General features: G+C 38.0%; 24 protein-coding genes, 1 tRNA gene and 3 rRNA genes. 8 read left to right on the forward strand and 20 right to left on the reverse strand.

Features of this window, described 5'->3' with window-relative positions; genetic code table 11:
- Positions 1–18: 18 nt before the first annotated feature.
- The 9 genes from IGJ76_RS09940 to IGJ76_RS09980 all read right to left on the reverse strand — a co-directional run bounded on the left by IGJ76_RS09940 (position 19) and on the right by IGJ76_RS09980 (position 4144).
- The gene (locus IGJ76_RS09940) at positions 19–732 is read right to left on the reverse strand and encodes a putative HNHc nuclease (protein ID WP_311798407.1); all 714 of its coding nucleotides are present in this window, start codon (positions 730–732) and stop codon (positions 19–21) included.
- Positions 729–1637, reverse strand: coding sequence for a DUF1351 domain-containing protein (locus IGJ76_RS09945; protein WP_430596597.1), 909 nt, complete (start codon positions 1635–1637; stop codon positions 729–731). Before IGJ76_RS09945 ends, IGJ76_RS09940 begins: the two co-directional genes overlap by 4 nt.
- Complete coding sequence (locus IGJ76_RS09950) at positions 1638–2327, reverse strand: ERF family protein (RefSeq protein WP_311798409.1); 690 nt, start codon at positions 2325–2327, stop codon at positions 1638–1640. It lies immediately after the preceding gene.
- 77 nt (positions 2328–2404) lie between these two features.
- On the reverse strand, positions 2405–2650 hold the full coding sequence (locus IGJ76_RS09955) for a hypothetical protein (protein ID WP_311798410.1): 246 nt from the start codon (positions 2648–2650) through the stop codon (positions 2405–2407).
- Positions 2651–2688: 38 nt separating this feature from the next.
- Positions 2689–2889 (reverse strand): hypothetical protein, encoded by a 201-nt coding sequence (locus tag IGJ76_RS09960; protein ID WP_270346591.1) that lies wholly within the window; start codon positions 2887–2889, stop codon positions 2689–2691.
- A 14-nt stretch (positions 2890–2903) separates the two neighbouring features.
- Positions 2904–3143 (reverse strand): helix-turn-helix domain-containing protein, encoded by a 240-nt coding sequence (locus tag IGJ76_RS09965; protein WP_270346589.1) that lies wholly within the window; start codon positions 3141–3143, stop codon positions 2904–2906.
- Positions 3144–3151: 8 nt separating this feature from the next.
- The gene (locus tag IGJ76_RS09970; protein ID WP_270346587.1) at positions 3152–3688 is read right to left on the reverse strand and encodes a helix-turn-helix domain-containing protein; all 537 of its coding nucleotides are present in this window, start codon (positions 3686–3688) and stop codon (positions 3152–3154) included.
- 70 nt (positions 3689–3758) lie between these two features.
- Entirely contained in the window at positions 3759–3911 is a 153-nt protein-coding gene (locus IGJ76_RS09975) for a hypothetical protein (RefSeq protein ID WP_311831636.1), read from the reverse strand.
- Positions 3908–4144, reverse strand: coding sequence for a helix-turn-helix transcriptional regulator (locus tag IGJ76_RS09980; protein ID WP_271015666.1), 237 nt, complete (start codon positions 4142–4144; stop codon positions 3908–3910). Before IGJ76_RS09980 ends, IGJ76_RS09975 begins: the two co-directional genes overlap by 4 nt.
- 154 nt (positions 4145–4298) lie before the next feature.
- Between IGJ76_RS09980 and IGJ76_RS09985 the strand changes: the two genes are divergently transcribed.
- The 5 genes from IGJ76_RS09985 to IGJ76_RS10005 all read left to right on the forward strand — a co-directional run bounded on the left by IGJ76_RS09985 (position 4299) and on the right by IGJ76_RS10005 (position 8019).
- Entirely contained in the window at positions 4299–4664 is a 366-nt protein-coding gene (locus IGJ76_RS09985) for a helix-turn-helix transcriptional regulator (protein WP_311823896.1), read from the forward strand.
- A 4-nt stretch (positions 4665–4668) separates the two neighbouring features.
- Positions 4669–5097, forward strand: coding sequence for an ImmA/IrrE family metallo-endopeptidase (locus IGJ76_RS09990; RefSeq protein ID WP_430596598.1), 429 nt, complete (start codon positions 4669–4671; stop codon positions 5095–5097).
- A gap of 27 nt (positions 5098–5124) precedes the next feature.
- Positions 5125–5622, forward strand: coding sequence for an SHOCT domain-containing protein (locus IGJ76_RS09995; protein WP_311823894.1), 498 nt, complete (start codon positions 5125–5127; stop codon positions 5620–5622).
- A 157-nt stretch (positions 5623–5779) separates the two neighbouring features.
- A complete protein-coding gene (locus tag IGJ76_RS10000) occupies positions 5780–6922 on the forward strand; it encodes a tyrosine-type recombinase/integrase (protein WP_270608787.1) in 1143 nt (380 codons plus the stop codon).
- Positions 6923–7386: 464 nt separating this feature from the next.
- The gene (locus tag IGJ76_RS10005; RefSeq protein ID WP_071869444.1) at positions 7387–8019 is read left to right on the forward strand and encodes a cadmium resistance transporter; all 633 of its coding nucleotides are present in this window, start codon (positions 7387–7389) and stop codon (positions 8017–8019) included.
- A 67-nt stretch (positions 8020–8086) separates the two neighbouring features.
- Here IGJ76_RS10005 and IGJ76_RS10010 read toward each other — a convergent pair whose 3' ends face one another.
- The 7 genes from IGJ76_RS10010 to IGJ76_RS10040 all read right to left on the reverse strand — a co-directional run bounded on the left by IGJ76_RS10010 (position 8087) and on the right by IGJ76_RS10040 (position 15075).
- Positions 8087–8449 (reverse strand): iron-sulfur cluster biosynthesis family protein, encoded by a 363-nt coding sequence (locus IGJ76_RS10010; protein WP_270346550.1) that lies wholly within the window; start codon positions 8447–8449, stop codon positions 8087–8089.
- A gap of 134 nt (positions 8450–8583) precedes the next feature.
- Positions 8584–8657, reverse strand: a tRNA-Asn gene (locus tag IGJ76_RS10015).
- 9 nt (positions 8658–8666) lie between these two features.
- Positions 8667–8782: ribosomal RNA gene (gene rrf / locus IGJ76_RS10020) — 5S ribosomal RNA — on the reverse strand.
- Between the two features lie 92 nt (positions 8783–8874).
- Positions 8875–11788, reverse strand: a 23S ribosomal RNA gene (locus IGJ76_RS10025).
- A 229-nt stretch (positions 11789–12017) separates the two neighbouring features.
- A 16S ribosomal RNA gene (locus IGJ76_RS10030) occupies positions 12018–13578 on the reverse strand.
- The 16S, 23S and 5S rRNA genes sit together here with 1 tRNA gene alongside, the layout of an rRNA operon.
- 674 nt (positions 13579–14252) lie before the next feature.
- The gene (locus IGJ76_RS10035) at positions 14253–14615 is read right to left on the reverse strand and encodes a hypothetical protein (protein ID WP_067482451.1); all 363 of its coding nucleotides are present in this window, start codon (positions 14613–14615) and stop codon (positions 14253–14255) included.
- Between the two features lie 91 nt (positions 14616–14706).
- Positions 14707–15075: a CvfD/Ygs/GSP13 family RNA-binding post-transcriptional regulator gene (locus tag IGJ76_RS10040; protein WP_067482453.1), complete on the reverse strand. Its 369-nt coding sequence runs from the start codon at positions 15073–15075 to the stop codon at positions 14707–14709.
- 91 nt (positions 15076–15166) lie between these two features.
- Here IGJ76_RS10040 and IGJ76_RS10045 point away from each other — a divergent pair, with 91 nt between their 5' ends.
- Positions 15167–16336, forward strand: coding sequence for a MalY/PatB family protein (locus IGJ76_RS10045; RefSeq protein ID WP_095803765.1), 1170 nt, complete (start codon positions 15167–15169; stop codon positions 16334–16336).
- Between the two features lie 224 nt (positions 16337–16560).
- Here the strand turns inward: IGJ76_RS10045 and IGJ76_RS10050 are convergent, their stop codons facing one another.
- Positions 16561–17145: a peptidylprolyl isomerase gene (locus tag IGJ76_RS10050; protein ID WP_067482457.1), complete on the reverse strand. Its 585-nt coding sequence runs from the start codon at positions 17143–17145 to the stop codon at positions 16561–16563.
- A 174-nt stretch (positions 17146–17319) separates the two neighbouring features.
- Here IGJ76_RS10050 and IGJ76_RS10055 point away from each other — a divergent pair, with 174 nt between their 5' ends.
- Together IGJ76_RS10055 and IGJ76_RS10060 are read left to right on the forward strand one after the other, a co-directional pair.
- Positions 17320–18321: an NAD(P)/FAD-dependent oxidoreductase gene (locus IGJ76_RS10055; protein WP_071868892.1), complete on the forward strand. Its 1002-nt coding sequence runs from the start codon at positions 17320–17322 to the stop codon at positions 18319–18321.
- Between the two features lie 103 nt (positions 18322–18424).
- On the forward strand, positions 18425–18934 hold the full coding sequence (locus tag IGJ76_RS10060) for a phosphatidylglycerophosphatase A family protein (protein ID WP_067482460.1): 510 nt from the start codon (positions 18425–18427) through the stop codon (positions 18932–18934).
- 263 nt (positions 18935–19197) lie between these two features.
- On the opposite strand, the gene IGJ76_RS10065 is transcribed toward IGJ76_RS10060, so the two are convergent.
- Genes IGJ76_RS10065 through IGJ76_RS10075 form a run of 3 tightly spaced genes read right to left on the reverse strand, consistent with a single transcriptional unit; the run spans position 19198 to position 21305 of the window.
- Positions 19198–19842 (reverse strand): TIGR01906 family membrane protein, encoded by a 645-nt coding sequence (locus IGJ76_RS10065; protein ID WP_067482462.1) that lies wholly within the window; start codon positions 19840–19842, stop codon positions 19198–19200.
- Positions 19843–20607, reverse strand: a complete 765-nt coding sequence (locus IGJ76_RS10070; RefSeq protein ID WP_270660285.1) for a TIGR01457 family HAD-type hydrolase — start codon at positions 20605–20607, stop codon at positions 19843–19845. It abuts the gene before it with no gap.
- 2 nt (positions 20608–20609) lie between these two features.
- Positions 20610–21305, reverse strand: a complete 696-nt coding sequence (locus IGJ76_RS10075) for a YutD family protein (protein WP_067482466.1) — start codon at positions 21303–21305, stop codon at positions 20610–20612.
- Between the last annotated feature and the right edge of the window lie 24 nt (positions 21306–21329).

Here is a 21329-nt window from a genome sequence, read left to right on the forward strand (position 1 = left end):
TCATCATCTCCTAAAAAATCATGCTATTTCTAAGTTGAAATGACCTTCTATCACTTCGTTCTGCTTAAACTCGTCTAACGCCTTCTTAGAAGTCAATTTGAGTTTTAAAATGTCTTCTTCTTCCAACCGAACTGGTATAATTCGATTAGTTTTCACAAAATAGTTCACACCTTGCTGATGCTGTAGTTGATGATGTTCACGACATAGTGCCATCAACAACAATAAGCGGTGATCTGTTTTATTTCTGTTCTTACCTGAGCCCACTGATTGAAAGTGGGCAATATCTGCATGTTTTCCGCAAATACAACATTTTCGATGTTTCAAACATGAGTAAAACCAGTAGTTATCTTCCAGTAGATAGATATAGTCTCCAGGTAGCTCAACATTTGATTCTAAAACAAAATCAATTAAGAAATGAATCCATTCATTTGCCTCCTGTTTTGTTGCTAAGCTATGAGAAAATATTTCTCCTGTTTTGCCTTTGTAATAGTATTTCATCCATGTTTCGGTTTGCTGTGGGTCATCATCGCTATATCTTGCAATATCTCGTATCAATGCATGTGAAAGTGCATTTTGTTTTGAAGACATCTTGCGATTGTCATGTACTTTCACTTCTACATAAAGCTCTTGACCGTCTGACAATAAATTTAAAAAATCACGATTGAGTAATTTTGTTGATTGTATTCGTAACCAGTTATTTTTCACTTCAAGAACTTTTGCTAAAAATCTCATTCTTCCATTTCGACTGTGTAGCCGACATGTAAATCTTCAATTGTTTTTTTGATGATTGAAATTTGTTTTGCTGTTCCTTCAATTTTCAAAGTGAATGAATACAACTGTTCATCTAGTGACTTTTCGCTTATATTCTCATGCAATTCTTTTTGAACTTCGACTGCTGTTTTTGGTTCAACTGCCTGTTTAATTTCAACCTCAGCATTTTTCAACTCTTCTTGTTCTTGTTGAAGTATTTCTTTAGCTGTTGCATCAATTTTTTTGAATATTGCTGGCGCAGTTAGTCCTTCATCAACTAACGTCATCCACGCTCGAGGTTCTAATTTATTCGCTTTAGCATAGCTTTCGACTAATTTCTTATTTTGTTCGACTGCATCTTTTTTCTGTTTCAGTTCGATACAAGTTGCTAAAATTTCTTGTTCAACTTTTTTAGTAAGATTATTTTTTGTAGTAAAGTTTGTTGCGTTAAGCCATTTTGGATTTAATGAAATTTCTAATGGATCCAATCCGTAATTATTTGCTTGCTCTGTTAGTTCAGCCAAAACAATCTCTCTACGACTTTCTTTTTCCTTATTTTCAAAATCTTTGATTTGAGAATCAATTTTACTTGATACTTGTTTGATTTCTTGACTGTACTCTTTGATTTTTTCTTCAAAGTTTTTTAATGGTTCATTAAATTCTTTTTTTACTTCTTTGCGTTTATCATCAATCAACGTGAAAATATTGTTTAGCTCTGTACGGGCTTTTTTTGCATCTTTAATATCTGATTCTTTGAAAATTAAGTTGTCATATTTTTTGACTGTCGCATCAATCAATACAGATAATTGATCCTCGTTCACGATACTAATCGTGCTTGGTGTGTAAGCTACGTCAAACAGTAGCTCTGTTGATAATTCTGTTGTCATCTATAGGTCCTCCCAAGACAATTTATTTTTCATAGATTCTCGATGTTTTTGTTCTTCTTTCATCGCATGATGTTTAAGAAAACCAATAATTTTTGAGTAAGAGTTTTTTTCAATTTGTTTAAAATCAGTAAATCCATTACTTTTTAGAGTTGTCGCTATAACAGAATCTTCTGTAAGATTCGTTAAGCTAGCTATTTGATTAACGTATTCATCGAAAGTCTGTTTAAAATCAGACTGGAGATTATCTTCACTCTTAATGTTTTCATTCTCATCAGCTCCAATTGCTGCGTCGTCATCTCCATCAGCAACAATCCCAAAAGAGCTTGCTAACGAATATCTTTTTGCATAAGTAATGACACTTCCTAAGGCTTGAGGGTTGTTTGTGTTGCACGGAAACCCTAGTGGTCCATAAATAATATATTGACCACTTGAATGATAGACACATGTAGTTATATCAACACGATTATCACTTGTAGTTACATCTTGACCAAAGTCGATACCACTTTCAGCCTCTTGAGATGCAGTTCTTATTGCCTGCTCAATAGCTTTGAGAGTTGCGTACTCAAAGTTCATATTTTCACCTTTTTTTGTTGAATACTTGACTGAGGCATCGAATTTAGGCTGTTTCAATTTACCTTTCAACAAATAGAGACCTTTATAAATTTCATCTGTTTCTTCACTAGTCTTCATCTGTTTCTTCCTCCTCATCAAGATAAGGTTTGCCCCAGTTGGGATCAGTTAGATATTGGTCTAAAGCTTGTTCAAAATTATTCATGAAACATCATCTCCTTCGTTGCTCGACAAATAGCGCAATCACAATCGTTTGTTTTCATAGCTTCTTTGAATTCGTCATTCAACATCATTACTGCTATTGATTGTAGTGACATAGCGCCAGCAAGCATAAGTGCGCTATTTCCATGTTCTAAATCAACAAAGCTTAAAACAACCCCTGCACTATTTTTTTTACATTCGTTTTGTAATTCCGCAATTAAATTTTCAATTTTTTCGTTCATATGATAAAATCTCCTTAGATGTTTTATTTAGTTGCCGATTAGCGATGGCCGTCGCTGGTTGGCTTTTTTTGTTGACTTGTAAATCGTTTTTCTTCTTTGAACGCTTGAAATATCAAGTAAAGAACTAACAATTCCATAAACACAAATCCTGCAAATTTCGGATTGATGATTGCTAGAACTAATTCAACAAGCATTAGAAACAACGCACCTTTTACGTTCATACGAAAGTCTTTTTTCATAATCTCACCTCATTTCATTTGATTAGTTCAACTGGATCAATCTCCAAAGCAGTAGCTAGTTTGACGACTGTTTCCATTTTTGGTGTTTCTTCACCTTCCCAATCATTTTTTATTCTGCTGATGGTTCCCACTGAAACCCCACTCTTCTTAGAAAGTTCAGTTATTTTTATTCTCTTGTTCTGCCCCATTAACAAATACAAGTTTTTGGATAGCCTACGGGCTACTTGCTTCATTTGCTCTTCTGATTTAGTCATATTGAACATCATCCTTTCATGTATCCTTGTTGCACCCAGTATGAAAGCCTTTCTTCACTTAATTTCCTAATGTCAATTCCTAAAATTTCACACAAGGCACTTATCAAAGTGACATCAACCATAATTTCATCTAAAAACTCAAAAGCATATGAAATTATTTGTTGTCTATCATCGTTAGTTAAGTAATTGACTTGCTTTAGTAGAATCTTTTCAACGTCTTTTTTCTTTTGCATACGTTCATCAGATTCAATCATTTGCAATTTATCTAATGATGACGGATCTCTTCGATAAACGTTGCTATCGATTGATTTGAACAATCCAAAAAACTCATGAATAATTTGTAATGTAAAATCTGAATCTCTAAAGTAATCAGATAATACTTGTGCATTTTCCAACGTGACGGGTTTAGCTCCATTTTTTGAAGTCCAGTCACTCATCGACTGTTGAGAAACGTTTATATTTCTCGCTATTTCCTTTTTTGTTTCACCGTTCTTATTGATAACCTCTGTTAACGATTCATCAATAATTACTGATTGTTTTAGCATTTTTTACACCCTCATTTCTTACTCAACGTAATTTCAATACGAAAGATTTATCGCTATAATTTAATTAGAATCAAGCGAATTGAGCTTTGTCTAATTCACATTGAAGGTCTTTGTTGACTTCTTCAACTAAACGATCAAGTTGATCGTCATTCGCACATTTGATGATATGGATCATTCGAGGTCTTGCATCTAAAACGATGTTTATTTTTTCTTGGCGTGTCATTTGACCATCTCCTCATTATGTTTTAACTCATTTTTGTAGTTAAAAGCTGCAAAAAAAATTTTTTCTTTTGGTACTTTGAAAATGTCTTCTAAGTGTTGCATTTGCGCTGGTTTCGGAGTAGTTCTGCCAATTTCCCATGAACTAACAGTTTTTTGAGATACATTTAGAAGTAATGCTAATTTTTCTTGAGAAACTTTTTGCGAAGTACGAATATCGTTTAATAAATTATTCAATTTGCTCACCTCTCTTTTACTACCTTATGTAGTAATAATATACCACAAAAAGTAGTAAGTCAATATTTTTTACTACTTTTTTTAGTATTAACTATTATTCGTTGTTGCTACTACAGTTTGTAGTATATAATTCTATTTAAGAGGAGGGCTTTAAATGCTTAACCTGAAAATAAAAGAACTTAGAAATCAACATGGCTTAACTCAATCTGAGCTTGCAAAAAAAATGAATGTATCTCAACAAACTATTGGTAGCTGGGAAGTCGGTCGTGCAGAGCCCAATTCAGATGCACTAAATAAGTTAGCTGATTTATTCGGTGTAACTACTGACTATTTATTAGGAAGAAATCAAACACCTGATTGGGCAAATGAAGATGATTTAGTTGAGCTTGATAAACTTCTAGAATCAAATGTCAATATGGCATATGGCGGAGAAACGCTTACTCCTGAAGAAAAGCAACGTGTTAAAGATGTTATGACGGGCTTGTTCTGGGAATTTAGAAAAAGAGATAAAGAGAAGTGATTTCATGGAAATGGATATCATCAATTTAGTTGGAAATCTAAAAAAAGAATATGGTACTGCTGATCCATTTGGAATTTCAGAAAAAATGGGAATTGAAATTAAATATGTCCCTTTTTTAGAAAATCCTAAAGGTCAATTTCAAGATTTATTGGGCTATCCTGTGATTCTTTTGAATGAATCGCTAAAAGAATCACAGGAAAGATTTTATATTTGTGCTCACGAACTTGGACATGCCCTATTTCACAAAGAAATCTCTAGCTATTATGTCTCAACAAGAAATTCAAGAAGCAAGTCTGAAAGCGAAGCAAATTGTTTTGCTGCTAATCTTATAGCTGATTTATATAAAGAAGATACACAAATGTATCCGAGAAAAATTGAAGATTTAACTCGTCTATATGGTCTTCCTACTTCGGCTTATAGATTTTTAATTTAAATATATGTAATCACGGGGTGAAATTTGATGGATAATGAAATTATTGCGAGTGTAAAAGGGCTGAACGGGATAGTAAAAGTTTTTTCAGATAAAGTTGTAATATCTAGGAAAACTGCTATGGGATTTGTAACTCAAGGAATCAAAGGTGATAGAGAAATATTTTTCAGTGATATTAAATCTATTGAATTTAAGAAGGCTACTATGATGGCTAACGGCTACATTCAGTTTATTACAAATATCGAAACTGCTCGAAATCAAAAAGTTGGTTTGATTGGAACTACACGTCAAGCATCTGAAGATCCAAACTCTGTGATTATTAGAGCTTTTAGTAAAAAAACAGTACAAGACAGTATAAAGGTTTATGAAAAATCAACTGAACTATTAAAAGACTATAAAGGTTCAGTTTCTAGTAAAGTAAACTTTTCTGCTACTGACGAAATCAAAAAGTATAAAGAACTTCTTGATTTAGAAATAATCACTCAAGAAGAATTTGAAATGAAGAAAAAAAGTTTATTGGATTTATAGTTTAGCCTCCGGGCTTTTCTTTTTAAACAAAAAAAGAACATAGGTTCGTATTAAATGGTAGGAAATACGTTTTTTACTATTTAATTTATTTATTTAAACAACGTTAACTTCTATTTTCTTATTATTAAATATCTAATACGAAAGGTCTGATTTATAAATGGCTACTCCAAAAAAATTAACAAATGGCAAATGGCGACTAAGAACACGATATCAAGATCCCATCACTAATGAATGGAAAGAAAAATCTTTGACTGCGGAAACTAAAAAAGCTGTCAAAGAAAAGGAAATAGATTTCTTGGGTAAAATTGCTCGTGGCGAAGTAGTAAAAAAAATAAAGTTACTTGATTTCTACGATCAGTGGGTAGATACATTTAAAAAGGGAAAAGTGTCCGCAGGCAGAATGCAAAAAATTGCTTTAGTAAGGCAAAACTTACTTGATTTTTTCGGGGAAAATCAAACGCTCAGAGGTGTGGATAAATTAAAGTATCAGAAGTGGATAAACTGGTTAGGAACTCCCAATACTGTGAATAAAAGAGGCTTGTCTGTGGAAACTGTTAGCAATCGGCATAATATCGTAAAATCAATGTTCTTAGAAGCGTTAGATATGCAGTACATACATTCTAACCCTACTAAAAATATTAAAATAGTAGGTCAAAAACCTGAACGTAAATCCGAAAAAACAATAAGCTACGAAGACACAAAGAAATTTAGAGAAACATTACTAAAAAGAAATGATTCGCCAAGTAAGTTTTTTGTTCTTACTCAACTGTACACAGGATGCCGTTATCAGGAAGTTGCTGCGTTAAAGTGGGAAGATTTAATTCCAGAAGACGAAACTATTCAAATTAATAGAGCTTTTAAATACGATGCAGGAATCAAACGATTTGGATCTACAAAATCTGAAGCTGGGATAAGAAGTGTTGATGCTCCAAATTCATTATTTACCGAACTGAAAAGGTATAGAAAACAGCAAAATTTAGATATGATAAGCGGAAAGCTCAAAAATCCGCACAATATTATTTTTTGTAACTACAAAGACGGATGGCCTGTAAGTAATTCTGCTGTTAATAAGTACATCAAGGAAACTTGCGAATTAGCAAAAATAAATCGCATTTCTACTCACTCATTTAGACATGCTAGAATTGATGCTATGATACTTGCTGAAACTGACCCTATCTATATTCAATCGCAAATTGGGCACAAAGATATTTCTCAATCATATCAATATGCTTCAAGTACAAAAGAAAATCACGATAAAAATAAACAAAAGATACAATTATTTTTAAAAGATATTATGTAATGACTTCCACAAAAATTCCACGAAATAAAAAATTTAGCTATGAAAAATATTGTTCTTGTATAATTTAAACATACTATAAAAAGTGTGTTTTTGTTATGTGGTTATAGCTACTAAAGCTGTCAAGTGGCTTCCTTAAAGGCGTCAGAATGTGTTATAAAAACACCCATTCTGATGTCTTTTTTTGATTATTTATTTTCCAGCTCTCTTAACCAATGCTCATTGAATTAGGATTCAAGAACTGCTTAGACTTATTTAACTAAAATAAGGTGTACAACACTCGTGACTAAATTTTTAGCCTGGAACTGTTCTTTTTTTTAACTCTCCTCACTCAAAACTTCTTGCAACGATTAAACCATCGTCTGATTTTATAGTGACCACTCTCTCACTAACACACTAACTAAATAAAACGTTATAATTAAGTATAAGATTATTTTATTTATCCTTAAATGTGAGGAGGGATTTCAATGCTTACAACACTTACTACTAGTTTGATTTCTTTTATCAGCACCAACATTGATGACATTTTTATATTAACCATTTTATTTTCTCAAGTTGGAAAAAATTTATCAAAAAAAGATATTGTTCTTGGACAATATTTAGGAGTAGGGCTCTTAGTTCTATTTAGTATTTTGGCATCTCACAGTTTGAATCGAATTCAAACGGAGTATTTAGGTTTGCTAGGCATCATTCCAATTTTTCTAGGAATTAAGTCTTGGCTTGATTTTGTGAAAAATAAAAAAAGAACTGTTTCGATCGAGAAAGACTCCTCAGCTAACAAAGCAGATCTCACAGATGAAACTCTATTAACAAGTGGCTTACGACCACATTTTTTAAATGTTACTCTTTTAACTCTTGGCAATGGCTCAAATAATATTGGAATTTACGTCCCCCTATTTAGTAGGTATTCTGTCATTGATTTAATTATAACTGTTCTTATATTTATAATTATGATTGCTATCTGGTGTTATTTCAGTTTCAAATTAGCCAATCTTTCCTTTATACAGGAGGAACTTCATCGGCATCAAGTATTTATTATACCAGTCATCTTTATTGGCTTAGGAATCTATATTCTTATTGACAGTGGTTTGTTTAACTAAAAAAACGCTCTAATGTATCAAAAATTTATACATTAGAGCGTTTTTCTTATTTAATTGAAGAGTTGCATTAGACAATTTTGTTAGGGCGAAGATCCACTAATTGAACATGGCTGTCTAACATACCACTAGGACTCGATAATTGGAATACACCTAGTCGTGTATCAAGTGACAAAGTCATCGCTTCATCCATGTACATTTTGGAGTAGTCTTTCACATAAAGCTCGCCGACATCACTATCCAAAACTAATTGATATTCTTCTCTTTTTTGTGTTTTGTCTAAAATCAATAGACGAAAGCTAGTGTCTAATGAGCAGACACCCATTTTAGAATACACACCTACGCCATCATCTAGATCAAGAATTACAGTTGCTTCTTCATCTAAATATTTTTGTAATCGTTCTTGTGCTTCAGTAGAAATTTTTAAATACATTATTTAAAACCTCCTTTATTCTTCCAAAAAAATGCTAACACATATTAATAAATATAGCGAGACACTTGCCTCATCGACTGACACAACAAAAAAAGAAGGAAGAAATCGTTAAGATTTCTTCCTTCTTTTTAGTACTCCGGCAGTAGGACTCGAACCTACGACATCATGATTAACAGTCATGCGCTACTACCAACTGAGCTATGCCGGAATAATACCAGCGTGGCGACGTCCTACTCTCACAAGGGGCAACCCCTCACTACAATCGGCGCTAAGAAGCTTAACTTCTGTGTTCGGCATGGTTACAGGTGTATCCTTCTCGCTATCGCCACCACACTGTGGTGTTATCTTATTGAGTTTGCTTTTGCTCACTCAAAACTGGATTTGAAGTAATCTCAACTCTACCGAGTTTTTTTCTTTTACCATTCTTGGTTAAGTCCTCGATCGATTAGTATCAGTCCGCTCCATACATCACTGTACTTCCACTTCTGACCTATCTACCTGATCATCTCTCAGGGATCTTACTTTCTTAAAGAAATGGGAAATCTCATCTTGAGGTGGGCTTCACACTTAGATGCTTTCAGCGTTTATCCCTTCCCTACATAGCTACCCAGCAATGCCCTTGGCAGAACAACTGGTACACCAGCGGTAAGTCCATCCCGGTCCTCTCGTACTAAGGACAGCTCCTCTCAAATTTCCAACGCCCGCGACGGATAGGGACCGAACTGTCTCACGACGTTCTGAACCCAGCTCGCGTGCCGCTTTAATGGGCGAACAGCCCAACCCTTGGGACCGACTACAGCCCCAGGATGCGACGAGCCGACATCGAGGTGCCAAACCTCCCCGTCGATGTGGACTCTTGGGGGAGATAAGCCTGTTATCCCCAGGGTAGCTTTTATCCGTTGAGCGATGGCCCTTCCATGCGGAACCACCGGATCACTAAGCCCGACTTTCGTCCCTGCTCGACTTGTTGGTCTCGCAGTCAAGCTCCCTTCTGCCTTTACACTCTTCGAATGATTTCCAACCATTCTGAGGGAACCTTTGGGCGCCTCCGTTACCTTTTAGGAGGCGACCGCCCCAGTCAAACTGCCCATCTGACACTGTCTCCCACCACGATTAGTGGTGCGGGTTAGAGTGGCCATAACGCAGGGGTAGTATCCCACCAGCGCCTCCATCGAAACTAGCGTTCCGATTTCTACGGCTCCTACCTATCCTGTACATGCGGTACAGACACTCAATATCAAACTACAGTAAAGCTCCATGGGGTCTTTCCGTCCTGTCGCGGGTAACCTGCATCTTCACAGGTACTAAAATTTCACCGAGTCTCTCGTTGAGACAGTGCCCAAATCGTTACGCCTTTCGTGCGGGTCGGAACTTACCCGACAAGGAATTTCGCTACCTTAGGACCGTTATAGTTACGGCCGCCGTTTACTGGGGCTTCAATTCGTACCTTCGCTTACGCTAAGCACTCCTCTTAACCTTCCAGCACCGGGCAGGCGTCAGCCCCTATACTTCATCTTACGATTTTGCAGAGACCTGTGTTTTTGATAAACAGTCGCTTGGGCCTATTCACTGCGGCTGATCTGACGATCAGCACCCCTTCTCCCGAAGTTACGGGGTCATTTTGCCGAGTTCCTTAACGAGAGTTCTCTCGCTCACCTTAGGATTCTCTCCTCGACTACCTGTGTCGGTTTGCGGTACGGGCCGTTGTTTTCTCACTAGAAGCTTTTCTTGGCAGTGTGACATCAGGAACTTCGGTACTATTATTTCCCTCCCCATCACAGCTTGTCCTTAAAAGATTAAGCATTTGACTCAACCTAAGACTTACTGCTTGGACAGACATTTCCAATCGTCTGCATTCCTTAGCCTCCTGCGTCCCTCCATTGCTCAAACAAAAACAACGGGTACAGGAATATCAACCTGTTATCCATCGCCTACGCCTTTCGGCCTCGGCTTAGGTCCCGACTAACCCTGGGCGGACGAGCCTTCCCCAGGAAACCTTAGTCATTCGGTGGACAGGATTCTCACCTGTCTTTCGCTACTCATACCGGCATTCTCACTTCTAAGCGCTCCAGCAGTCCTCACGATCTACCTTCAACGCCCTTAGAACGCTCTCCTACCATAACACCATAGGTGTTATCCACAGCTTCGGTAATATGTTTAGCCCCGGTACATTTTCGGCGCAGGGTCACTCGACTAGTGAGCTATTACGCACTCTTTAAATGGTGGCTGCTTCTGAGCCAACATCCTAGTTGTCTGTGCAACCCCACATCCTTTTCCACTTAACATATATTTTGGGACCTTAGCTGGTGGTCTGGGCTGTTTCCCTTTCGACTATGGATCTTATCACTCACAGTCTGACTCCCGGATATGAATGAATGGCATTCGGAGTTTATCTGAATTCGGTAACCCGAGATGGGCCCCTAGTCCAAACAGTGCTCTACCTCCATCATTCTCAATTCCGAGGCTAGCCCTAAAGCTATTTCGGAGAGAACCAGCTATCTCCAAGTTCGTTTGGAATTTCTCCGCTACCCACACCTCATCCCCGCACTTTTCAACGTACGTGGGTTCGGTCCTCCAGTGCGTTTTACCGCACCTTCAACCTGGACATGGGTAGATCACATGGTTTCGGGTCTACGACTACATACTCAAACGCCCTATTCAGACTCGCTTTCGCTACGGCTCCGTCTCTTCGACTTAACCTCGCATGCAATCGTAACTCGCCGGTTCATTCTACAAAAGGCACGCCATCACCCATTAACGGGCTTTGACTTGTTGTAGGCACACGGTTTCAGGTTCTATTTCACTCCCCTTCCGGGGTGCTTTTCACCTTTCCCTCACGGTACTGGTTCACTATCGGTCACTAGGGAGTATTTAGCCTTGGGAGATGGTCCTCCCGGATTCCGACGGAATTCCTCGTGTTCCGCCGTACTCAGGATCCTCCTAGGTGTCTTCCAAATTTCATCTACGGGGTTTTTACCCTCTTTGACTGACTTTTCCAAGTCATTCGATTATCTGAAAAAACTACCATATCGGAGTCCTACAACCCCAACAAGCAAGCTTGTTGGTTTGGGCTTTTCCCGTTTCGCTCGCCGCTACTCAGGGAATCGAATTTTCTTTCTCTTCCTGCAGGTACTTAGATGTTTCAGTTCTCTGCGTCTACCTCAAATATGCTATGTATTCACATATTTGTAACATCCTATAAAAGATGCTGGGTTCCCCCATTCGGAAATCTCTGGATCATAGCTTACGTACAGCTCCCCAAAGCATATCGGTGTTAGTCCCGTCCTTCATCGGCTCCTAGTGCCAAGGCATCCACCGTGTGCCCTTATTCACTTAACCTTATCAACCTTACGGTTGGGTTTTGACATCATTTCTAGCGATAGAAACTAGTCAAGAAAAATAAGCAATTGAACTTATTAAAAAACTCATTCAACGCGGTGTTCTCGGTTTGTTTTGATCTTACTTCAAATATCCAGTTTTCAATGAACAAAGTGTTTTGAGAGTAAACCTCTCAAAACTGAACAAAGTAATGATGACAAACGTGTGTAGTCTCCGTAATATTCCTTAGAAAGGAGGTGATCCAGCCGCACCTTCCGATACGGCTACCTTGTTACGACTTCACCCCAATCATCTATCCCACCTTAGGCGGCTGGCTCCAAAAAGGTTACCTCACCGACTTCGGGTGTTACAAACTTTCGTGGTGTGACGGGCGGTGTGTACAAGGCCCGGGAACGTATTCACCGCGGCGTGCTGATCCGCGATTACTAGCGATTCCGGCTTCATGTAGGCGAGTTGCAGCCTACAATCCGAACTGAGAGAAGCTTTAAGAGATTAGCTTAGCCTCGCGACTTCGCGACTCGTTGTACTTCCCATTGTAGCACGTGTGTAGCCCAGGTCATAAGGGGCATGATGATTTGACGTCATCCCCACCTTCCTCCGGTTTGTCACCGGCAGTCTTGCTAGAGTGCCCAACTAAATGATGGCAACTAACAATAAGGGTTGCGCTCGTTGCGGGACTTAACCCAACATCTCACGACACGAGCTGACGACAACCATGCACCACCTGTCACTTTGCCCCCGAAGGGGAAGCTCTATCTCTAGAGTGGTCAAAGGATGTCAAGACCTGGTAAGGTTCTTCGCGTTGCTTCGAATTAAACCACATGCTCCACCGCTTGTGCGGGCCCCCGTCAATTCCTTTGAGTTTCAACCTTGCGGTCGTACTCCCCAGGCGGAGTGCTTAATGCGTTAGCTGCAGCACTGAAGGGCGGAAACCCTCCAACACTTAGCACTCATCGTTTACGGCGTGGACTACCAGGGTATCTAATCCTGTTTGCTCCCCACGCTTTCGAGCCTCAGCGTCAGTTACAGACCAGAGAGTCGCCTTCGCCACTGGTGTTCCTCCATATATCTACGCATTTCACCGCTACACATGGAATTCCACTCTCCTCTTCTGCACTCAAGTCTCCCAGTTTCCAATGACCCTCCCCAGTTGAGCCGGGGGCTTTCACATCAGACTTAAGAAACCGCCTGCGCTCGCTTTACGCCCAATAAATCCGGACAACGCTTGCCACCTACGTATTACCGCGGCTGCTGGCACGTAGTTAGCCGTGGCTTTCTGGTTAGATACCGTCAAGGGATGAACAGTTACTCTCATCCTTGTTCTTCTCTAACAACAGAGTTTTACGATCCGAAAACCTTCTTCACTCACGCGGCGTTGCTCGGTCAGACTTTCGTCCATTGCCGAAGATTCCCTACTGCTGCCTCCCGTAGGAGTTTGGGCCGTGTCTCAGTCCCAATGTGGCCGATCACCCTCTCAGGTCGGCTATGCATCGTGGCCTTGGTGAGCCGTTACCTCACCAACTAGCTAATGCACCGCGGGTCCATCCATCAGCGACACCCGAAAGCGCCTTTCAAATCAAAACCATGCGGTTTCGATTGTTATACGGTATTAGCACCTGTTTCCAAGTGTTATCCCCTTCTGATGGGCAGGTTACCCACGTGTTACTCACCCGTTCGCCACTCCTTTTCTTTCGGTGGAGCAAGCTCCGGTGAAAGAAAAAGCGTACGACTTGCATGTATTAGGCACGCCGCCAGCGTTCGTCCTGAGCCAGGATCAAACTCTCATAATAAAAGTTAGAACAATCTTTCGATTGTTAAGCTCAATTTGTTTGCTAGCATATTGCTTGCTGTTTAAAAATGTTTGTTGTCTTGAATTGAATCAAGACGCCCTACACATTTGGTTTGTCTTACTTTGTTCAGTTTTCAAAGGTCTACTTGAATTGCCGTAGCAACTTTTATATCATATCAGAGTGACGTTTGAATGTCAACTCTTTTTTAAAAAAGTTTTTTGATTTCGTTTGAGAAATCTTTCAGCAACTCATTTATCATATCGCATCGTTTGTTATTTGTCAAGAACTTTTTTGAATTTTTTCTTGATGAAATCAAGCTTCATAAGCAGCCCTTTTTAAACGACTTAGTTATCTTATCATGTGATAATTCACATGTCAACAACTATTTTTCATGTTATTTACGAAAGTTTCATGAATGTTACTTTCGCTTCAACGTTGTCTAATTTATCATTCTTTTTTTGATTGGTCAACTGAATTCTCGACCTTTTTCAAACAGTACTCAGACTGTTTTTCTTCCTAATTTTCGTGTTTTACGAACAAAGTCTCTGGTTAAGCTTTAAAATGGCTATAAAAGCATTATAAACCGGAACATTCTACTTGTTTTTTTGTTTAAAACGGCAAAAAAAAGAAGATTGAATTTTTTTCAATCTTCTTTTTATTTTTGTATTTTCTGATTAGAAAAGAGGAACACCCTCTACTTCGTAAGTCCCAAGAACAGCTCGCATCTGCCCTGATTCTTCCCAAAGATAGCCTTCTGCCAGCTCACCATCCTGATTCTTCTGCTCTGTTTCAAAAACAAACAACGGAACATTTTCATGTCCGATATGGGTGTTGGTCAACTCCATTAAGTTGATTTGACTCACATCAATATGAACGATTTCCTTTAAAAAATTAAGCATATTGGCTAGACCAGTCTTTCCTTCAGAAAGATCTGCTAACGCGAATTCTAGCGTATCATCAATTGAATGAACCAGAAATCTCTTTGATCCATCCTCCAAATGCAACATAATTGTACCAGCGACTCTTTTGTTTGCCAAAATCTCCACCTCGATCAACTTGTTCTTGTTCTATGGCTTACAAAAAAATTTTAGCATATTTTCAGAAAAAATACACTTTTTATTTCTTGTTTTATTTTTTCTCCAATTCAGTCAATGCTTCTTTGATCCAGATGGGTAGTTGTTCTTCGATTGTTTTAAAACCAATTTTTCTATTTTTGTTTGTAAAATACCTTTTTCTACGGTGTGCAACTACTGGACTGTTGCTCTCCAAAGTCCTTAAAGATAAACTGATTTTTTGAGAGTACTCATCAATATCAATAATTTGTACTCTGATTGGTTGTCCAATTGTTAGCAATGCATGAATATTTTTTGTATAACCTGATTGTACTTCTGAAACATGGATTAATCCCTGCGTTTCCTCGTCAAGAGAAACAAACGCACCATAAGGTTGTATTCCAGTTACTTTTCCTTCAATTATTTGTCCAATTTTATAAGTCATTTACTTCCCTCTCTTCGCATCTTTCATTATACTGTATATGATTTAAAAAAAGAAGTTTTGAAAATAAACAAGTGAAATCGGAGGCTTTGAAATGGTAGAATTCGATCAACAAATAACGAGAAAAAATACGCATAGCGTAAAATGGGATGGTATTACTGAAACATATCATGCATCTGATTTATTACCGCTTTGGGTAGCAGATATGGATTTTCTTTCTCCCAAAGGTGTCACTCAGGCTTTAAGCAGCTATGTTCAAAACGGTTTGTTTGGTTACTCAACGATTTCCAATGAATTATATAACTCTATTATTCAATGGGAAAAGGAACAGCATCAAGTCACCATAAAAAAAGAAGAGATTGTCTTTTCAAGTGGTGTTTTGTCCAGTCTAGCTGTAGGTATCCAAACATTTACTGAAATAGGCGATTCAATTATGATTCATGATCCTGTTTATCCACCTTTTTCTTCTATAGTAGAAAACAATCAGCGAAAGTTGGTTCGCAGTTCTTTAATAGAAAAAAACAATCATTTCGAGATGGACTTTGCAGATATGGAACAAAAGATACAACAACACAATATCAAAGCCCTCATTTTATGTAACCCTCATAATCCTGGCGGTCGTGTGTGGTCAAAAGCTGAATTAACTCAGTTAGCAGACCTGTGTTTAAACTATCAGGTTTTCATATTCAGTGATGAAATTCATCAGGACCTTATGCTGTTTGGCAATCAGTTCACATCAATGTTGACAATCAATCCGAAACTTCATGATCAAATGATCGCATTTACTTCTGCCACAAAAACATTTAATTTAGCTGCAATTAAACATTCGATGGTTTTTATCAAAAATAAAAAACTTAAAGCAGCTTTTACACAACGTCTCTTAACTAATCAGCAACAAGAAATCAATACATTTGGCTTAATTGGTACACAGGCAGCTTACGAAACTGGTGAAACTTGGCTTTCAGAGTTGCTTCCTTATTTAGAAGAAAATGTTTCACTTGTTTGTTCCTTTTTTCAAGAAGAAATGCCAGATGTTCGTGTTATGAAGCCTGAAGGGACTTACCTAATGTGGTTAGATTTTTCCGCTTACGAAACAAATGATCAAGAATTGCAAGACTGTTTCATTAAAAAAGGAAAAGTTGTCTTGAACCCAGGAATTTCTTTTGGCCCAGCTGGACATTGTCATATGCGTTTGAATGTTGCCTGCCCTAAAGCGACTTTATTAGAAGGATTACAACGAATCAAACACTCTTTTGAAAAGTAATTTTCTATTTAATTTTTTATAAAAAAGCAAAAAGGGACTGTGACAAAAAATTTGTCACAGTCCCTTTTATACGAATAAAAGATGTTCTCAAAGCAACTTCTGCGGCAGTAAGCTGAAACTTCGCCAAAATTTGAAGAACAATTTCTAAAAATTTTTACTTATTACTTGAAGTTCAACGCTTTGGACCACAATCTCTTTTACATTATCAGTACATTTTCTGATAGTTATTCTGCAATCTCAATTGTTTCGATTACTACATCATGGACTGGTCGGTCTTGTGGTCCACGTTGTACATTTGCAATTTCATCAACAACAGTCATTCCTTCAACAACATGACCAAAAACTGTGTGACGGAAATCTAGCCAAGGTGTACCTCCACCCTTATAAGCTTCGATAACTTCTGCGGGGAAACCGGCACCTTCAAGTTGTCCAAGCATATTAGCAGGAACATTTTCATTATTTACGATAAAGAATTGGCTTCCGTTAGTATTTGGACCAGCATTCGCCATTGATAATGCACCACGTAGGTTAAATAATTCACGGCTAAATTCATCTTCAAAGCTTTCACCGTAGATGCTTTCTCCTCCCATACCTGTTCCAGTTGGGTCGCCACCTTGGATCATGAAATCAGGAATGACACGGTGGAAAATGACACCATCGTAGTACCCTTTTTTAGCTAATTCAATAAAATTTTGAACAGTTTTAGGTGCTAATTCAGGAAATAATTGAACTGTGATGTCTCCGCGATTTGTTTTGATTGTTGCTTTTGGGCCTTTTTCATTTGCTAAATCTAATTGTGGAAATGCCATGTTTGGTTCCTCCTAATGTTTTCTTACTACCAAATAATAACATAATACCGAATGTCTATTCAAAAAACTAGATCAGATTACTAAAAAGAAAGTTTAAACTCCAAGTAAAATTAATTTATTTGAGAAGCATTCTCAGTTAAATTCTGCTATAGTGTGTCTGGAGGAGGAGTTTTTATGGACATTTATGATATTACCATTATCGGTGCTGGACCCGTGGGTATGTTTGCCGCATTTTATGCAGGAATGCGACAAGCAAAAACAAAGATCATTGACAGTTTACCCCAACTTGGTGGTCAGTTAGCAACCTTGTATCCAGAAAAATATATTTACGATATCCCAGGGTATCCTGCAATTAAAGCAAACGAATTGGTCGGCAATCTTGAAAAGCAATTGACGACTTTTAATCATACATTTCATTTAGAAGAAGAAGTTCTTTCCATTACACGCGAAGAAGATGTGATCGAAATCATTACAAACAAAGGTATCCATTATTCAAAAGCGGTGATTTTAGCACTCGGAAATGGCTCTTTTCAGCCAAGAAAATTAACTATCGAAGGTGCCGACGCCTTTGAGAACAACGGTTTAGATTATTATGTCAATGATTTAATGAAATACGCTGGCAAAAAAGTAGCAATTGCTGGTGGTGGCGATTCTGCGATTGATTGGGCATTGATGCTTGAGCCAATTGCTAGCGAAGTCTATCTAATCCATCGTCGAAGCGAATTTCGTGGCCATGAACACAGTGTTGCTCAATTAAAAAATTCATCTGTTCATTTATTGACACCTTATTTGATTGAAGATTTAGCTGGGGAATCAAACCAGTTAACCGACCTTCGTTTAAAAAAGGTAAAAAGCGATGAAACGATTGATTTAAGCATTGATTCTTTGATTATCAATTATGGGTTTACTTCTAATTTAGGTCAGATTGCTTCGTGGGGGCTGGAAAGTTCTCGCCAATCAATCATGGTAAACTCCGATATGTCGACCTCAATTCCTGGAATTTACGCCGCAGGCGATATTTGTTCCTATGATGGCAAAGTGAAATTGATTGCTACAGGATTTGGTGAAGCACCCACTGCGGTTAACAATGCACTACATTACATCAATCCCAAAGAACGGGCACAACCTGGACACAGTACCAGCTTGTATGATAAACGACTTCGTCCTGAAAGATGACTAGCATCCACTTGTAATAAACCTCAGATGCAAAGGTATCCTTCTTGCTTTTTTACTTGATTAAGCTAACATGAATATATAGACTATTTGAAGGAGGAATACCATGGTTATTAAAAAGGAAACATTAGAAGAAAAAGCACGTGCTCTTTTACTTGAACGCGGTGTAACAATTGAAGATATTGCAGAATTAGTTATGTTTTTACAAAAAGATTATATTACTGATTTAACTTTAGCGGATTGCGCAGAAAGCGTTGACTCGGTTCTAACAAAACGAGAAGTCCATAATGCAATCATCACGGGAATCCAGTTAGATATTTTAGCTGAACAAAAACAGTTAATGGAACCTTTACAACATATTATCGAAGACGATGAAGGCTTGTATGGAATTGATGAAATCCTCGCCTTATCTATTGTTAATGTTTACGGAACGATTGGGTTTACCAACTACGGCTACATTGACAAAGTGAAACCAGGGATTTTAAAACAATTGAACCGACATGATGGCGATCATGTCCATACTTTTTTAGATGATATCGTTGGTGCGATTGCCGCATCTGCAGCAAGTCGTTTAGCCCATGCTGAACCTGAAAAACGCAGTCGTTTGACACAATAAAATGAATCGGTAACAAGTTAGCAGTGCAAAATTAGCTGTCACCAACAGAATGGTACTGTGACAGAAATGATTAACTCCAAGAAATATGAGAAGCCGTTTTCGAAAATGACTTCTCATATTTTTGTGAAAATTTGATTGATTACTGAAGGAGGTGTGACAAGGCTTTTGTCACACCTCCTTTTTCTCCACTAAAAGTAAAAGAAACACCCTCAAAAAATAAGCCAGATTTGGTTTATCTTTGAGAGCGTTTCTTGTTGAAAAAGTTATCTTTTCTTTCTTAACTCATGCTTTCCAAGGAACAGGAAAATAGCGAAAAAGAGTTCAAGTAAAACAAAAAAGAGAACAAAACTATGCATAAAAAATTCTTCCGGTAACACATTGATAATTGGATCAGTTCGAGGATCGAATAACCAATCGTCATTGTTGAAAAATGTTTCGTGAAAAACAATGAAGAATCGATCAAAACCGATTAGCATAAAAAATCCAATAACCACTGGCGCAAGCATCCCAAACTGAAACGGACGTATTAATCGCCAGAAACGTTTATTTTTCCATAACGAATAAACAAATAAGCTACTTGGTATCAACGTGACTAATAACACAGCATAATCAATGAAAAAAAGAACACGAACTTCACGAAAATGGTGTGCGCCACTGGCCGAAACAGGAAAATCTGGCAAACTCAGTACAGATTGAAACGGATTATTCAAGTATTTCATCAATTCATCAAAATTCTGAAGCAACGTTTGCTGATCCAGAGACGTGTACCGCAAAATATGCAAATAATCAATATCAAATACATAGAGCGGTCGAAAATTGATAGTCAAGGCAATCGCTAGACTAATCAAGGTCAGAAATAAGCTAGTCAACCCCAAATACTCAAGCCATTGTCCCTTACGCTTACCCATTTAGAACTGCCACTCATCTAATGAATTTTTGACAAATGTAGCTGGGACTGGTAAATGAGGTACATCTTCTGCCTTGGTAAATCCAGATAGAACAAGCAACGTGTCAATTCCGTTTTGGATACCTGCTTGAATATCTGTTTCATAGTTATCACCAACCATGATTACTTCCTCTTTTTGAAGTCCTAAGATTTCTACTGCCTTATCCATGATGATTGCTTCTGGCTTACCAATATAGATTGGAGTTGTTTGAGTAGCTGTTTCAACGAAGGAAACCACTGAACCTGCACCTGGTAGCAACCCGCGTTCAGTAGGAATATTCTTGTCTGGGTTTGTTCCAATGAACGTTGCCCCTTTTTGAATTGCAAGCGTTGCTTTCACCACTTTTTCGTAGGTTAAATAATTATCTAATCCAACAACAACGTAATCTGGGTTTTCTTCTTCCCATTCAAATCCAGCTTCCAAAATCAGGTCAATTAATCCTGACTCCCCAATAACAAAAACTTTCTTACCTTTTCCATCTGTTTGCATAAAATCAATCGTCGCTAAACTTGCCGTATAAACTGTTTCTGCTGCGACATGAATATCGAATTCATCTGCCAAACGTTTTGCAACTGTAGCAGGGCTCTTCGTCGTATTATTAGTAACGAATAAAAAGGGTAACTCACGTTGTTGTAATTCTTCGACAAAACGTTTCCCTGCAGGAATCGCTTCTGTTCCACGATAAATCGTTCCGTCTAAATCAATCAAATATCCTTTATAACTCATGCTCACGACTCTTTTCTTTTTCTTATCGTAAAGTTTGCTTTTTCATTTGCTGGCTGCTCTACTGATTCTTTAGCAGCAGTCGCTTTTTTGGGCGTCTCCTTACGTTTTTTAATGACAGGTTTCTTATGACTAGAAGACACTGGACCTTTCTTTTCATCAATGTACGCTGTCTGATTGTAATTTTTTTTCTTTTTGCGACGTTGTGCTGGCTTTTCCTTTTTGTCTCCCCCGCCAATGCGCTCGATAACAAAATAAGCACAACCAAAATTGCAGTATTCATAAAGATAATCTTCTAATGAATCAATCCGCTGATCCGGATGGGCACGTCGATTGTCTGCACGGAAAAATCCTTTCAGGCGAAGCTGTTCATAGCCCCAGTCCCCAACGATATAATCATAACGAGACAACACATCACTGTACCGCTCGCCAAGTTTTTGTGCGTCAAACCCTTCACGGTGATTGGCTACTAGACGAAATTGTCGATCACCAACTAAAAAATTACTATCATCTAAAGGTGTCACAAGTTCCCCTTTGATTTTTTCTGCTTTAGGCTTTTCTTCAACGATTTCTTCTAAAGCAGTCGTTAGTTCATCTGTGACAAGATTTGTTGCTTCACTTTCAGCTGTTGCTACGGTTGTTTCTTTCGTTTCTTTGTTTGCAACTGGCTGTTGTTTCTTTTCTTTTGGTTTTGCAGACATACTTTCACCACCTATTCCTAGTCA

This window comes from Enterococcus sp. DIV0175 (genome assembly GCF_050529075.1).
Classification (GTDB): domain Bacteria; phylum Bacillota; class Bacilli; order Lactobacillales; family Enterococcaceae; genus Enterococcus_B; species Enterococcus_B thailandicus.

Bases quoted from the DNA above. Each gene is read 5' to 3' on its own strand.
- IGJ76_RS10005 (WP_071869444.1), top strand. From the start codon at position 7,387: ATGCTTACAACACTTACTACTAGTTTGATTTCTTTTATCAGCACCAAC.
- IGJ76_RS09995 (WP_311823894.1), top strand. From the start codon at position 5,125: ATGGATAATGAAATTATTGCGAGTGTAAAAGGGCTGAACGGGATAGTA.
- IGJ76_RS10070 (WP_270660285.1), bottom strand. From the start codon at position 20,607: ATGAGTTATAAAGGATATTTGATTGATTTAGACGGAACGATTTATCGT.
- IGJ76_RS09955 (WP_311798410.1), bottom strand. From the start codon at position 2,650: ATGAACGAAAAAATTGAAAATTTAATTGCGGAATTACAAAACGAATGT.
- IGJ76_RS09970 (WP_270346587.1), bottom strand. From the start codon at position 3,688: ATGCTAAAACAATCAGTAATTATTGATGAATCGTTAACAGAGGTTATC.
- IGJ76_RS10075 (WP_067482466.1), bottom strand. From the start codon at position 21,305: ATGTCTGCAAAACCAAAAGAAAAGAAACAACAGCCAGTTGCAAACAAA.
- IGJ76_RS09950 (WP_311798409.1), bottom strand. From the start codon at position 2,327: ATGAAGACTAGTGAAGAAACAGATGAAATTTATAAAGGTCTCTATTTG.
- IGJ76_RS10060 (WP_067482460.1), top strand. From the start codon at position 18,425: ATGGTTATTAAAAAGGAAACATTAGAAGAAAAAGCACGTGCTCTTTTA.
- IGJ76_RS10040 (WP_067482453.1), bottom strand. From the start codon at position 15,075: ATGACTTATAAAATTGGACAAATAATTGAAGGAAAAGTAACTGGAATA.
- IGJ76_RS10010 (WP_270346550.1), bottom strand. From the start codon at position 8,449: ATGTATTTAAAAATTTCTACTGAAGCACAAGAACGATTACAAAAATAT.
- IGJ76_RS09990 (WP_430596598.1), top strand. From the start codon at position 4,669: ATGGAAATGGATATCATCAATTTAGTTGGAAATCTAAAAAAAGAATAT.
- IGJ76_RS10000 (WP_270608787.1), top strand. From the start codon at position 5,780: ATGGCTACTCCAAAAAAATTAACAAATGGCAAATGGCGACTAAGAACA.
- IGJ76_RS09985 (WP_311823896.1), top strand. From the start codon at position 4,299: ATGCTTAACCTGAAAATAAAAGAACTTAGAAATCAACATGGCTTAACT.
- IGJ76_RS09975 (WP_311831636.1), bottom strand. From the start codon at position 3,911: ATGACACGCCAAGAAAAAATAAACATCGTTTTAGATGCAAGACCTCGA.
- IGJ76_RS10065 (WP_067482462.1), bottom strand. From the start codon at position 19,842: ATGGGTAAGCGTAAGGGACAATGGCTTGAGTATTTGGGGTTGACTAGC.
- IGJ76_RS09960 (WP_270346591.1), bottom strand. From the start codon at position 2,889: ATGAAAAAAGACTTTCGTATGAACGTAAAAGGTGCGTTGTTTCTAATG.
- IGJ76_RS09940 (WP_311798407.1), bottom strand. From the start codon at position 732: ATGAGATTTTTAGCAAAAGTTCTTGAAGTGAAAAATAACTGGTTACGA.
- IGJ76_RS10055 (WP_071868892.1), top strand. From the start codon at position 17,320: ATGGACATTTATGATATTACCATTATCGGTGCTGGACCCGTGGGTATG.
- IGJ76_RS10045 (WP_095803765.1), top strand. From the start codon at position 15,167: ATGGTAGAATTCGATCAACAAATAACGAGAAAAAATACGCATAGCGTA.
- IGJ76_RS09965 (WP_270346589.1), bottom strand. From the start codon at position 3,143: ATGACTAAATCAGAAGAGCAAATGAAGCAAGTAGCCCGTAGGCTATCC.
- IGJ76_RS10050 (WP_067482457.1), bottom strand. From the start codon at position 17,145: ATGGCATTTCCACAATTAGATTTAGCAAATGAAAAAGGCCCAAAAGCA.
- IGJ76_RS09945 (WP_430596597.1), bottom strand. From the start codon at position 1,637: ATGACAACAGAATTATCAACAGAGCTACTGTTTGACGTAGCTTACACA.